12 protein-coding genes and 1 other annotated feature are annotated in these 12,841 nt (G+C 40.9%); of the genes, 9 read left to right on the forward strand and 3 right to left on the reverse strand.

What is annotated here, in order from left to right:
* The first annotated feature begins 119 nt into the window (after window positions 1-119).
* From DYI25_RS01385 to opp4C, 6 genes are all read left to right on the forward strand, one after another.
* Window positions 120-773: a DUF2268 domain-containing protein gene (locus DYI25_RS01385; protein WP_213366124.1), complete on the forward strand. Its 654-nt coding sequence runs from the start codon at window positions 120-122 to the stop codon at window positions 771-773.
* Window positions 774-948: 175 nt separating this feature from the next.
* Window positions 949-1,971, forward strand: coding sequence for an ABC transporter ATP-binding protein (locus DYI25_RS01390; RefSeq protein ID WP_213366127.1), 1,023 nt, complete (start codon window positions 949-951; stop codon window positions 1,969-1,971).
* On the forward strand, window positions 1,971-2,957 hold the full coding sequence (locus tag DYI25_RS01395; protein ID WP_213366130.1) for an ABC transporter ATP-binding protein: 987 nt from the start codon (window positions 1,971-1,973) through the stop codon (window positions 2,955-2,957). Before DYI25_RS01390 ends, DYI25_RS01395 begins: the two co-directional genes overlap by 1 nt.
* Window positions 2,958-3,002: 45 nt before the next feature.
* Entirely contained in the window at window positions 3,003-4,724 is a 1,722-nt protein-coding gene (gene opp4A, locus DYI25_RS01400; protein WP_213366133.1) for an oligopeptide ABC transporter substrate-binding protein, read from the forward strand.
* 37 nt (window positions 4,725-4,761) lie between these two features.
* Window positions 4,762-5,727 carry an oligopeptide ABC transporter permease gene (gene opp4B / locus DYI25_RS01405; RefSeq protein ID WP_102261866.1) on the forward strand — a complete coding sequence of 322 codons (966 nt, stop codon included), beginning with the start codon at window positions 4,762-4,764 and terminating at the stop codon, window positions 5,725-5,727.
* An 11-nt stretch (window positions 5,728-5,738) separates the two neighbouring features.
* The gene (gene opp4C, locus DYI25_RS01410; protein ID WP_213366136.1) at window positions 5,739-6,647 is read left to right on the forward strand and encodes an oligopeptide ABC transporter permease; all 909 of its coding nucleotides are present in this window, start codon (window positions 5,739-5,741) and stop codon (window positions 6,645-6,647) included.
* 36 nt (window positions 6,648-6,683) lie between these two features.
* Here the strand turns inward: opp4C and DYI25_RS01415 are convergent, their stop codons facing one another.
* A complete protein-coding gene (locus DYI25_RS01415) occupies window positions 6,684-7,664 on the reverse strand; it encodes a nuclease-related domain-containing protein (protein ID WP_213366139.1) in 981 nt (326 codons plus the stop codon).
* A 330-nt stretch (window positions 7,665-7,994) separates the two neighbouring features.
* Here DYI25_RS01415 and DYI25_RS01420 point away from each other — a divergent pair, with 330 nt between their 5' ends.
* Both DYI25_RS01420 and DYI25_RS01425 read left to right on the forward strand, forming a co-directional pair.
* Window positions 7,995-8,210: a hypothetical protein gene (locus DYI25_RS01420; protein WP_213366142.1), complete on the forward strand. Its 216-nt coding sequence runs from the start codon at window positions 7,995-7,997 to the stop codon at window positions 8,208-8,210.
* 81 nt (window positions 8,211-8,291) lie between these two features.
* Window positions 8,292-9,038: a YjbA family protein gene (locus tag DYI25_RS01425; RefSeq protein WP_213366145.1), complete on the forward strand. Its 747-nt coding sequence runs from the start codon at window positions 8,292-8,294 to the stop codon at window positions 9,036-9,038.
* A 50-nt stretch (window positions 9,039-9,088) separates the two neighbouring features.
* On the opposite strand, the gene trpS is transcribed toward DYI25_RS01425, so the two are convergent.
* Together trpS and DYI25_RS01435 are read right to left on the reverse strand one after the other, a co-directional pair.
* A complete protein-coding gene (gene trpS / locus DYI25_RS01430; RefSeq protein WP_213369323.1) occupies window positions 9,089-10,081 on the reverse strand; it encodes a tryptophan--tRNA ligase in 993 nt (330 codons plus the stop codon).
* 119 nt (window positions 10,082-10,200) lie between these two features.
* Window positions 10,201-10,426 (reverse strand) — a binding site (T-box leader).
* A gap of 63 nt (window positions 10,427-10,489) precedes the next feature.
* Entirely contained in the window at window positions 10,490-10,855 is a 366-nt protein-coding gene (locus tag DYI25_RS01435; RefSeq protein WP_213366148.1) for a DUF3899 domain-containing protein, read from the reverse strand.
* 272 nt (window positions 10,856-11,127) lie between these two features.
* Here DYI25_RS01435 and DYI25_RS01440 point away from each other — a divergent pair, with 272 nt between their 5' ends.
* Entirely contained in the window at window positions 11,128-12,831 is a 1,704-nt protein-coding gene (locus DYI25_RS01440) for a peptide ABC transporter substrate-binding protein (RefSeq protein ID WP_213366151.1), read from the forward strand.
* The last annotated feature ends 10 nt before the right edge of the window (window positions 12,832-12,841 follow it).

Consider the following 12,841-nt stretch of genomic DNA (forward strand, 5'->3'; position numbering starts at 1 on the left):
CTGATCGATGGTTAGAAACTGATTTTAACAGTCCGAAACGGATATGTGAAAAGCTGGTTGATTATTTTGAAGGTGAAGTCGACTCAAAAAAAATATACGGTTATTTAAAGAACTTTGGCATGTACAAGCCGGACCCCAGAACCAGGAAGACCCTGGAAGAGCTAGATGCAGGGGAATTTTGGTCTGTGACAGAAGAAATTTTTATGAAGTATAAAAGAAAGTGGAAAGGTCCGGACATTCCAATCTTCATCTTTCCTATGGATCATTCGAATGCCAGGTTAATGAGGGAAGGGAAAGGAAAATCGGGTCTATCCTTCATTGATAAAATGTTTATTTTCCTTACACCGATAAATGATGAGAAAGAGTTGGAAGCATTGTTTGTCCACGAATATCACCATGTATGCAGGATGCGGGCACAAAAGAAAAACCCTGAGGAATATACTCTCCTTGATTCAATTATTTTAGAGGGTCTTGCAGAGCATGCAGTTGCCGAAAATTGCGGTGAAAAATATACAGGAGATTGGAGCAGACGATATTCGACAAAAGTTTTGGCTGAGTTTTGGGAAAATGAGCTTGCAGAAAAGCTTTCACTCAAGAGGAATGACCGTCAGCATGATGAACTTTTGTTTGGATTAGGGAGCAAGCCTAGGCTTCTAGGCTATGCAATGGGCTATGAAATTGTAAAACAATATAAACAACATGGATATTTTACTGAAAAAGCATCGTTTAAGCTTCCTGCCAATGAATTTACAAAGTTACTAAAATTTCAATAAATTTCAACGCGGGAAAAACCCTGTTATAACGGGGTTTTTTATTATTTTTGAAAAATTATAAATTTCCCAATTGAAAAAAAAGTATTGCAAATGTAATAAATCTGTAATAACATTTTATTAAAATATATTGAATTTGCAGAATATTTTATTATTTAAAATGTGAGAAGGTGTCCAAATGAGCAACTATTCAATACATAAAGAAGCACCTTTGCTTGAGGTCAAGAACCTTGAAACAGCATTTGATATCGATGGTGAATTTTATAACGCTGTAGACAAGGTCAGTTTTGCTGTCAAACCACGGCAGATTGTCGGGGTTGTTGGCGAATCAGGGTGCGGGAAATCGGTTATGAGCCTTTCAGTCATGCAGCTCCTTCCAAAAGGGGTTGGCAAAATCCGTGGCGGGGAAATCGTTTTCGAAGGAGTCCACCTGGAAAAAATGTCCGAAAAGGAAATGAACAAAATCCGCGGGCGCGATATCTCGATGATCTTCCAGGAACCAATGACATCGATGAACCCGGTTTTCACAATCGGATTCCAGCTTCAGGAAGTGTTATTCAACCATACAAAAATATCAAAAGCAGAGGCAAGGCAAAAAAGCGTTGCGCTGCTGAAAAGCGTTGGTATATCACGACCTGAAAAAATAGTTGATGAATATCCACACCAGCTTTCCGGGGGTATGAGACAAAGGGTTATGATCGCGATGGCAATCGCTAATCAGCCGAAGCTCCTGATTGCCGATGAGCCAACGACTGCACTGGATGTAACCGTACAAGCCCAGATCCTTGATTTGCTTAAGAGCATCCAGGAAGTAAATGATATGTCAGTCATCATGATCACGCATGATCTTGGCGTTGTCGCTGAGATGTGTGATGAAGTCATCGTAATGTATGCAGGCCGCATCGTTGAACGAGCTGATGTTGACACACTTTTCTATAATCCGAAGCATCCATACACAGAATTGATGATGGGTGCCATCCCGAAAATGGACGAGGAAAAAGAAGAATTAAGCTCGATCAAAGGGATCGTCCCGTCACTTAAGAATATGCCGGCAACTGGTTGCCGTTTCGCAAACCGCTGTCCGAAAGCAATGCCAGAGTGTACAAGTATCACTCCACAGCTTGGAGAAGTCGAGCAAGGACATGAAGTGGCGTGCATTCTATATGAAGCAAGTATGCCAAAAGAAGGGGTTAAGGCATAATGAGCAATACAACTTTAGTAGAAAAAGAGAATTTGCTGGAAATTAAGAATCTGAAAACCTATTATCCTGTAAAAGGTGGTTTTTTCCGCCGCACAATCGGCAATGTTAAGGCTGTCGATGATGTCTCATTTGAAATTAAAAAGGGTGAAACATTGGGACTTGTAGGGGAATCAGGCTGCGGCAAGTCTACAACGGGAAGAACGATCATCCGCCTGCTGAATGCAACCGATGGTGAAATTATCTTTGAAGGCAAGGATATCACTAAACTAAGAGGCAAGACACTCCAGGCGATCCGTCAGGATATCCAGATGGTCTTCCAGGATCCCTATGCTTCACTTAATCCGATGCAGATGGTTGGAGACATTGTCTCTGAACCAATAAGAAACTTCAAGAATGCAAGCATGACGGATCTTAAAGATGAGGTAATGGATTTATTAACAAAGGTTGGTCTACCTGAAGATGCTTATTATAAATACGCCCATGAATTTTCTGGTGGGCAGAGACAAAGGATCGGCATTGCCAGGGCGCTGGCGCTGAGACCGAAACTTATCATCGCAGATGAGCCGGTATCAGCACTGGACGTATCCGTTCAATCCCAGGTTCTGAATCTATTGAAAGAGCTTCAGAAGGAATTTGACCTAACATTCTTATTTATCGCTCATGACCTTAGTGTCGTTAAGCATATGAGTGACCGGATCGGCGTAATGTATCTCGGCAATATGGTTGAAATTGCCGATCGCAACAGCATGTATGCTGAGCCGCTCCACCCATATACACAGGCTTTGATCTCAGCCATTCCAATGCCGGACCCGCGCAGGAAGAAGGAAAGGATCGTACTTGAAGGAGACGTGCCAAGTCCATTGAACCCTCCGACAGGATGCCCATTCCATCCGCGCTGCCCAGCTGCGATGGCAGAGTGTTCCCAAGTGAAGCCAGCTTTAAAGGAGGTGAAGCCAGGACACCGAGTTGCTTGCCACCTTTACTAGGGCAATAATTTTTACAAAAAATATAAGAAAAATGGGGGGAAAACCATGAAGAAACCATTGCTTTGGCTAGCTATGCTAGTATTGGTTTTATCAACATTCCTTGCTGCGTGCAGCGGAGGAGAAAAAGAGAAGACAACAACTGATCCAAAAGATGATGACAAGGACAACGCAGCAGAAGAAACAGGACCGCAAGATGGCGGTACATTGACTTACGCTTTAAGCTCTGAGTTCAAAGGCCTTTTGAACTGGAACTTCTACGATGCTGACGGAGACGATGACATCATCGCATTCTTCGACGATGCATTGATCGACTATGATGAAAACCTTAAAGCAGAACCAAACATCGCTAGCTGGACTACTGATGACAACAAAGTTTTCACATTCACATTTGAAAAAGGCGTAAAATGGCACAATGGCGAAGAACTAACAGTTCATGACTGGGTATTCGCTATCGAAACTATTGCTACTCTTGGTGGAGAACACCAGCGTTGGTCTAACGTCAACACAATCGAAGGTGCAAAGGATTTCAATGAAGGAAAGACTGAAAAGATTGCTGGTCTTGAAGTTGTTGATGACTACACATTGAAAATCACTTTTGACAAAGCTCGTGTAAACAACCTTGACAATGTGTGGGCTTACCCGCTTTCTCGCAAGGAGTTTGAAGGAATCGATCCTAAGGACATGGCTGCTTCTGAGCAGGTCCGTACTAAGCCTGTAGGAACTGGTCCATTCAAAGTATCAAAGGTTATTCCTGGTGAATCAGTAGAACTAGTTAAAAACGAAAACTACTGGAAAGGCGCACCTCACTTAGATAAGATCGTCGTTAAAGTTATCGATACTTCACTTACAACGGGAGAACTTAAGAATGGAAGCCTTGACATGACTCCATTCCACCCAACAGTTCTTCCTGAAATCGAAGCTCTTGATAACGTTGAAGTGGTAAGATTCCCTGGCTTATCATACTACTACATTGGCTTCAAGCTTGGTAAATACGATGGTAAGAAAAACGTAATGGATAAAGACAAGTACGCAAGCAAAGAATTGCGTCAGGCTATGCTTTTCGCAATCAACCGCGAAGAGTGGGTTAAAGCTTTCTTCAGCGGACTAGGACAGCCGCTTAACCGTCCAATCCCATCTGCACACTGGATTGCTGCAGATAACAAAGATATGCCTGTACAATATGAGTACAACCCGGAAAAAGCGAAAGAAATCCTTGATAAAGCTGGTTACGTAGATAAGGATGGAGACGGATTCCGTGAAGATCCAAAAGGCGAGAAGTTCGTTGTTAAGTTCTCTCACTATGCAACTGGTAACCCAACTTTCGAAGCACGTGCTAAAGCTATGACTCAGTACTGGGAAGAAGTTGGTTTGAAATCTGAGCTTCAAATGACTGATGTTAACCTTTACTACGATCAACTTGAAAAAGATGACCCAGCTCTAGAAGTATTCTATGGCGGATGGGGAACTGGTTCAGATCCAGATCCACTACCACTTTGGGGTATCGAATCTGTTTGGAACTACCCACGTTGGGTAAATGAAGATGCTCAAAAACTTCTAGAAGACGCTGTTGACCTAGAAGTAGTAGGAACTGACACTGAGAAGCGTGCAAAGCTTTATGCTGACTGGCAAAAGATTTTCAACGAAGAAGTTCCAGCACTTCCAATCCTTGAGCTAGAAGAAGTAATGGCTGTTTCTAAGCGTGTTCAAGGCGTTAAGTTCGATGTTTCTGGCTCTAACTCACCTCATGAATGGTGGATCAAGCAATAATCATTAAGCCCCACCTATTCAGTTAAGGAGAATGCATATGCTTAAATACAGTTTACGACGCATACTCGGCATGATTCCTATGCTTTTCCTTATCTCCATTGTAGTGTTTTCCCTGGCGAAACTTATGCCAGGGGACTCACTAAGTGGGGAAATCGATCCGAACAATACGGATCCGGCATACATAGAAGAGATGCGCGAAAAGCTTGGTTACAATGACCCTGTCCATATTCAATATTTTACTTGGATAACAAACTTCATGCAGGGAGACTTCGGGAAATCAACCCGTTATAAAATCCCAGCAAGTGAAATCATTGGAGAACGTTTGCCGAATACGATATTCCTAGGTTTTTCGAGTATTTTAATCACTTATATTCTTGCGTTTATAATGGGTATTTATGCCGGCAGGAAGCCATATACACTCGGCGATAATGTCATAGGTACCGCCAACTATATAGGACTGGCACTTCCTTCATTTGTTGCAGGGGTGTTCGCAATCTATTTTTTCTCATTCACATTAGGCTGGTTCCCTTCAAACGGTTCCGTGGACATTTCCACAACAGAAGGTACAGCTGCATATTGGTTAAGCAGAATTCATCATGTTTTCTTACCAGCACTAGTATTAGGTTTATTGAGTACTGCAAGCTATACGCAATTCCTGCGTAATGACATTATAGAAAACAGCCGTAAGGATTTTGTAAGAACGGCACGTGCAAAGGGAACACCTGAAAAGAAAATCTATAATCAGCATATCTTGCGTAATTCTATTATCCCGCTGATTACTTTCCTGGGATTCGACATCGTTGCATTGGTCGGTGGAGCAATCATCACTGAAACAATCTTCACTTATCCGGGAATTGGTCAATTATTCTTGAACTCTGTCAGTCAAAGAGACTATCCAGTCTTAATGACTTTGACTATGATGTTTTCATTCTTGACACTGTTTGGAAACCTTGTTGCAGACATATTATATGGAATCGTTGATCCAAGGATCAGGCTTGATTAAGGAGGATGGCTATGGAAGTTTCTACATCAAATAATACACAGATTAACCTGAAGCCGGAAAAAGGCCTGTCTCCTTGGGCCATCGCTAGAAGGAAATTCATGAAAAACAAATTGGCGATGACAAGCTTGATCTTCTTGATTTTCGTAATGATCGTCTCTTTTCTGGCTCCATACATTACAACAACAGATATCACAAGAATCAACATTGGCTCGATGTCCTTAAAGCCATCTGCAGAGAACTGGTTGGGAACGGACAAAAACGGGCGTGACGTTTTTACCAGATTGTTATACGGCGGAAGGGTATCACTCTTAGTCGGTATTAGCTGTACACTATTCGTAATCATTTTTGGAACCATTGTAGGATCAATCGCAGGATATTTCGGTGGAATTGTTGACAGCATGCTCATGCGATTTACTGATTTCGTCTTGAACTTCCCGTTCCTGGTATTCGTTATCGTATTGGCTACAATTTTCCATGGTAAAATCAATGGTCTTGTTATCCTGATTATGGTTATCAGCTTGCTGAGCTGGGGCGGGGTAGCGAGGATCGTCCGAAGCAAGATTTTGGCTGAAAAGGAGAATGAATACATTCTTGCTTCCATCTCAATCGGATGTTCACCATTCAAAGTAATCACAAAGCATTTACTTCCAAACGTCCTTTCAACAATCATCGTACAGGCAACAATCCTGTTCGCTTCCATGATTGTCGCAGAAACAGGACTAAGCTTCTTAGGATTCGGTGTCCCATCCGAAATTCCATCATGGGGTAACATGCTTGCATTCGCAAATGAACCAGACGTATTACAGGGAAAGCCGTGGATCTGGATTCCACCAGCTCTTGCCATCACACTCACGATCTTGTCAATCAACTTCGTAGGTGAAGGCTTAAAAGATGCATTGAATCCAAGATCACGCCGTTAAAAAATCTACCATACAAAGGTAGATTTTTTATTTTGGCTATCTTTCTATTAGAGGGGTAAGGTCATAGACCCGCCCTTTTTTTGAACCGACATAGGGAAGGCTGAGTGAAATCAAGAAAGAAGAGGCTGACTTCCTATTTGAAATCGGAAACAATAAAAAATCGGAAAATTGGCTAAGTGTAATGTTATGGCCATAGAGGAAATAAAAATCACTTAGTGCGGGAATATGGGCTATTTTTGATGAAGTATGGCAGGCAGGGCAATACCAGCTGCCATGGACTTTTTGCATGGGGATGGTCATACATTGTGGACATTGAACTCCTTTCTTTACATCATTAGGATCGATAGAATAGGTTTCAAAAATATTGGGTTTAAAAGGCACATGAAATTTCACCAGCTGTTTTGCTATTCTTTTAATCTCTTTAGTAGTAATTATTTCTTTCGGATAACGTTTTTCTAGTTCGGAGATCCTGGATAAAATATGGTCAGCATGTACAACTCGAAAATTATTGTAAGGATTTGATCCTTTTGATTTTATAATGGTTGAAGATCTTGATATAGCAACCAAGTACTCCATTTTTAATGTCGGTAGTTTATGTTCATTTAGCCACTTTGATAACAAACTAATATGTCTTTGTACTTGGGAGAATGGATCGCGTATGCCTTCTTCTTTTTCGTTAAAGATTCGTACGCACTGGCTGAATTCATGATCAAACACGATTATTCCGGCAATATTTTTGGAATCAATAATAAAAGAAACAGGAGGGGAAATCAGGAGGGAATCGATTTGAAAAAAGTGGCCGTTTTGCTGTAATCTGAGGTCATTAAGGATCAGGTAGTTATGATCGGTTAGATGTGATAATTGGTAATCCAGTTCTTTTTCACCTCTAATTCCCGCCAGTCTTTTTCGGTATTCTTCTTCTATGATTGGCAGTTTCAGGTGATTCTTATGAAGTCGACGGATTAAGGCTTCTTCGGCTTTCAGTTTAAAAGGTATGTCTCTGTTTTTATAAAACAAAATCATCTCTCCCTTACATGGTTTATAGGAATGAATTCTCTAATTTGCTGAGATTTCCTATGTTTAATTGTGGAGATTATATGACAAAAACCGGATATTCCTTAAAGGCTTGATATATTCCTGAATTCGGCCTTAATATTCCTTAAAATCTCAATATATTCCTTAAAGGAAATCAGTTTTTCCTTAAAAATTGAATATATTCCTAAATTCCCTAAAAGATAAGCTATCGGTACTTTCTCACCAGCTTCCTTCATATATATGATAAAAATGGACAGGCCGGGGTGAGAGAAGTGTGTGATGTGAATTTCTGTTATGAAAAGGGTCAATCTGATGATTTTTAGATTGTTTGTTTTGACGATTGGTTTTGGACTGGCTGTATCCGGGGGTATAAGTACGATCGCTTACTTGAATATGATTACTGCAGGGCACGGTGTTGATGAGTATCTCTCCTTCATATCGAGGAGGGTGGAATGTTATCTCCTACCGGCGGGGATAGGGACCATCTGGTTAAGCATTTATTGGCCACATAATGATGATATAAATTGATCTTCCTTTTAAGGAATAATTTTACTTAGTGCTGCCCATACTGATGGACAAACAGTTTCTTGAAGTGAGGGGTTATAAATCATGTTGTATCTTCATGATGTCTGGGTAAACTGGTTCGAAGGGGAAGAGAACGGCTATAATGTCTGCCATTTCCACGAATGGCGAAAGGACGATGGTGTTGAGTTACTTGACCAGGTGCCGCTCCTGAAAATTGACCATCTGTTATTTAATTACATTGAGAATGATTTATCAGAGTTGCCTCAACAGCTTCTGGATGACATTTACCGTAAGGCATACTTGAGGAAAAACCATGAACGCACACAGCTTGATTACTGTTTCGTTGTATCGGATGGGACAGGGATTTTGGCAGTTGATACAATTGGATACAATATCCCGATTCGCAAAAGCCGTCTTATCCCGCGTCAGGAGCAGCTTGTGTATGAAATGATCGAAAACCAGGATACCATCCATTATGGATTCAATGATCAAAGTGCTTTAAAAGATTTCCATATCTTGTCCCCTTCTCCGGATTTAATGAGAGGGTTGACACGTAAGGAAAGACAGTTGAAGCAATTATTGTTCATGGCCATGGACCAGCTGAGTTCTTCTAAAAATGTGGCTGAAGTCCGCTACTGGTTCACTGAATGGAAACCTGAGTTATATGAAGAAATTCAACGCCTCACATTTGAAGAAGTGTGGGAGCAATTATATGAAGAAACAAAGTATGGCTGGTCACATAAACACGAGAAATTCTGCGAAAACATTATCAAAGGACAATCCTTTTTCGAAAAACTTTGGGAAATGGAGCACGGCCCTAAAGTAAATTGATAATTATTACGAAAAAACGGGGCTGACACATTGTCAGCTCCGTCTTATTATTACTTACGCTTGCGCCCCAGGCCCATCGCATTCTCCATTTTCTTTAACATTTTGTTTGCAACAAGGTTTGCTTTTTCAGCACCCTGGTCAAGAATTTCATCCAACTCTGCTGAATCGATCAGCTCGTAATACTTTTTCTGGATTGGTTCAATGACGTCGACAACAACCTTCGCAAGGTCTCCCTTAAAATCTCCATAACCTTTACCTTCATATTCTTTTTCAATATCAGCAATTGCTTTGCCGGTCAAAATAGAATAGATAGACAAGAGGTTGGAGATGCCAGGCTTGTTCTCTTTATCATATTTTACGATGCCCTCTGAGTCAGTTACAGCACTCTTGATCTTCTTTTCGATTTGCTTCGGTTCGTCGAGCATTGAGATGAATGCCTTGCTGTTCGGATCTGACTTACTCATTTTCTTCAATGGATCCTGCAATGACATGACTCTTGCTCCGACTTTAGCAATACGAACTTCTGGAATCGTAAAAATGTCATTGTATTTCTTATTGAAACGTTCAGCCAGATCTCTTGTGAGCTCTAGATGCTGCTTTTGGTCTTCGCCTACTGGTACGAGATGCGTACTATATAGAAGGATGTCGGCTGCCATTAGCGGAGGATAGGTTAAAAGACCAGCTGAGACAGCTTCTTTTCCAGTTGATTTATCCTTGAATTGGGTCATCCTTTCAAGCTCACCTATATAGGCAACGCATTGCATCATCCATCCTGCCTGAGCGTGTGCCGACACTTCGGACTGGATGAATAAAGTTACTTTCTCAGGGTCAATCCCTGAAGCGATATACAATGCAGCAAGACTCTTGATATTTTTGCGAAGCTGTATACGGTCCTGCGGAACGGTGATCGCGTGCTGGTCTACAATACAGAAGTAACAGTTATATTCATCCTGCAGTTCTGTAAATTGCTTCATTGCGCCGATATAATTGCCAAGTGTAATTGTGCCGCTCGGCTGGATGCCAGAAAAAATAGTCTCCATAATAAATTCCTCCTATAAGTATATATATTGTGCTCATTTTGCTTGAAGATGTTTGCATGAAAATAAACTAACACCGCAGTAAGAAGACAAAAGAACACAAAAAAGACCATTCGTCCCTAATTTGTAGGGACGAATGGTCCGTGTTGCCACCCTAATTACTCACGAATGAGTCACTCTGCCCATGCCAGTGAAGCATGGATTCCTTTAACGCAGGATTACGTCTGGATTTACTTAAGTTCAAACCAGAAGCTCAAAAGTCCATTCCAAATGCCAGGCTGTTTGTTTCCACCAACCACAAACTCTCTGAAAGCCTTGAACAATTGTACTACTCTTCATCATTGCTTTTAAAGTTTTATTAAAAATGATTATAAATCAAATCCTCAAAGATAAGCAAGAATAACAGGAGGGTTTTTACAAATAATAAACGTACAGTGCAGCAAGCATCAGGATAAAGTCTAACAGTCCAACCATAAGAAGAGGGTTCGCATTGAGGGTGACCAGTTCGGATAAAGGCGTCATCTCATCAAAGGACTTTTTCTTCTCTCCTTCTTCTTTGCCAGCAAAAACGATCCTGAATGAATAAGAAATTGCATCAAAGAAACCTGAATTGACCGTATAGACGATAAGTGATGAAAAAAGCAGGATGCTTGCAATGTAAAAAGAAATATTTATATAACTGAGCAAAGTTATGCTCTGCTGATAGACAAGAGAGAGGATAAAAACCAGTACTTGTGAACCTAAAAATCCATAAGAAATTTTCCCAAATCTATTACGCATTTTTCTAAATCTCCCTTATATTGTTATTTCATGAAAGTAATTTATTGAATAAACCTTCGAAAAAAAACAAATATTACAACAGATTACTCCTTGATTTTGCTTGAGAAAGGCTTATAAGTCACCATTATACCACAAATCAAGAAGGGAATTTATTACTATTGTTTCAAAGTTGTAAATTTTTCTCGCAAAAATATTGAACATTTAAATTAATCTATGTATAATAGGGAATGTAAAAAGTTTTCAGAAAACATTAATAAAGAGGGGGCATAACTTTGAAAAAGTCAAAATTTTCATTGCTATTGATTTTGACTCTAGTATTCTCGTTAATCCTGTCTGCTTGTAGCGGCGGAGATAACAATGCTGGAGAAGAAAAGCCAGAAGATGGCGAAGGTACAACTGGCGAAACTGCTAACGTACCACAAGAATTAAGAATGTTGGATTCTTCTGAAATCCCAACAATGGACACAGTCCTAGCTGAAGGTTCTACAAGTTTCACTTACATAAACAACGTAGGTGAGGGTCTATACCGCCTTGACCAGAACCACAAGCCAGTTCCTGCACTTGCAGATGGCGAACCTGAAATCTCTGATGATAACCTTGTTTACACTTTCAAGCTTATCGATTCAAAATGGTCTAATGGCGAGGCTGTAACAGCTCACGATTTCGTGTATGCTTGGCAGCGTGCAATTGACCCTGCAACTGGTTCTCCTTACGGCCCTTACATGATGGGCGGAAAAATCAAGGGTGCTGCAGAAATCACAGAACTTGGTGCTGCTAAGAAAGAATACGACCTAAACACACTTGGCGTTAAAGCAATTGACGACAAGACTTTGGAAGTAACTCTTGAAAAGCCAATCGCTTACTGGCAAGACCTTTTCGCTTTCCCAACATTCTATCCTCAAAACCAGAAGTTTGTTGAAGAAAAGGGCGAAGCTTTCGCAAGCAATGCTGAAAACTTACTTTACAACGGTCCATTCGTAATGGAAAAATGGGAAGGTACTGACGCTACTGAGTGGGTACTTGCTAAAAACCCTGATTACCACAATGCTGACCAGGTTACACTTGAAAAGATCACTGTAAACGTCGTTAAAGATTCTAACTCTGCTGTAAACGCATTTGAAGCAGGCGAGACAGACATGACTGGATTGCTTTCTTCTGATATCGTTCCTTCATACGAAGGTGACGAGCGTATGCTTAGCTGGATGGAAGCTGTAGTATTCTGGATCAAAATGAACCAAAAGAACGAAGCACTTGCTAACGTGAACATCCGTAAAGCAATCGCAATGGGCTTCAACAAAGAAGACCTTACTAACAGCATCCTGAACAACGGTTCAGTAGCTGCTAACTACTTCGTACCAAAAGATTTCGTAACTCTTGATGGAGAAGATTTCCGTGAAAAGAATGGCGATATTATCTCTTTCAATGCTGAAGAAGCTAAGAAATATTGGGAGCAAGGTCTAAAGGAACTAGGTGTAGATAAGTTAGAACTTCGCTACCTTGGTGGAGACACTGAAGCAGCTAAGAAAACTGATGCTTACATCAAGAACCAATTAGAAACAAACCTTCCTGGCTTGACTATCAACCTTGAAAGTGTTCCTTTCGCAGTACGTCTAGAGCGTGACAACGCTATGGATTACGATCTTCAATTCGCAGGATGGGGTCCTGACTATGGTAACGCATTGTCGTTCACTGACCTTTGGATCACTGACGGCGGAAGTAACAGAATGGGTTACTCAAATAAGCAATACGATCAGTTGATTAAAGATGCTCAAGGCAAACTTGCTACTGATGAAAAAGCTCAGTGGGAAGCACAGCAAGAAGCTGAAAGAATCATGCTTGAAGAAGATGCTGGTCTAGCACCTGTATACCAACGTGCTGCTAACATCCTTCTTAACCCGAATGTTAAAGGACTTGCGATCTACAACTACGGTCCTGACTACTCATTCCAGTGGGTAACAATCGAAGGCGAAGAATAATAACTAAAGC

The organism is Mesobacillus boroniphilus, assembly GCF_018424685.1.
In the GTDB taxonomy this organism is placed as follows: Bacteria; Bacillota; Bacilli; order Bacillales; family Cytobacillaceae; genus Mesobacillus; species Mesobacillus boroniphilus_A.

Coding starts and splice junctions, on each gene's coding strand:
- DYI25_RS01420 (WP_213366142.1), top strand. CDS start 7,995: ATGATTTTTAGATTGTTTGTTTTGACGATTGGTTTTGGACTGGCTGTA.
- opp4C (WP_213366136.1), top strand. CDS start 5,739: ATGGAAGTTTCTACATCAAATAATACACAGATTAACCTGAAGCCGGAA.
- opp4B (WP_102261866.1), top strand. CDS start 4,762: ATGCTTAAATACAGTTTACGACGCATACTCGGCATGATTCCTATGCTT.
- DYI25_RS01395 (WP_213366130.1), top strand. CDS start 1,971: ATGAGCAATACAACTTTAGTAGAAAAAGAGAATTTGCTGGAAATTAAG.
- opp4A (WP_213366133.1), top strand. CDS start 3,003: ATGAAGAAACCATTGCTTTGGCTAGCTATGCTAGTATTGGTTTTATCA.
- DYI25_RS01435 (WP_213366148.1), bottom strand. CDS start 10,855: ATGCGTAATAGATTTGGGAAAATTTCTTATGGATTTTTAGGTTCACAA.
- DYI25_RS01390 (WP_213366127.1), top strand. CDS start 949: ATGAGCAACTATTCAATACATAAAGAAGCACCTTTGCTTGAGGTCAAG.
- DYI25_RS01385 (WP_213366124.1), top strand. CDS start 120: ATGTACAAGCCGGACCCCAGAACCAGGAAGACCCTGGAAGAGCTAGAT.
- DYI25_RS01425 (WP_213366145.1), top strand. CDS start 8,292: ATGTTGTATCTTCATGATGTCTGGGTAAACTGGTTCGAAGGGGAAGAG.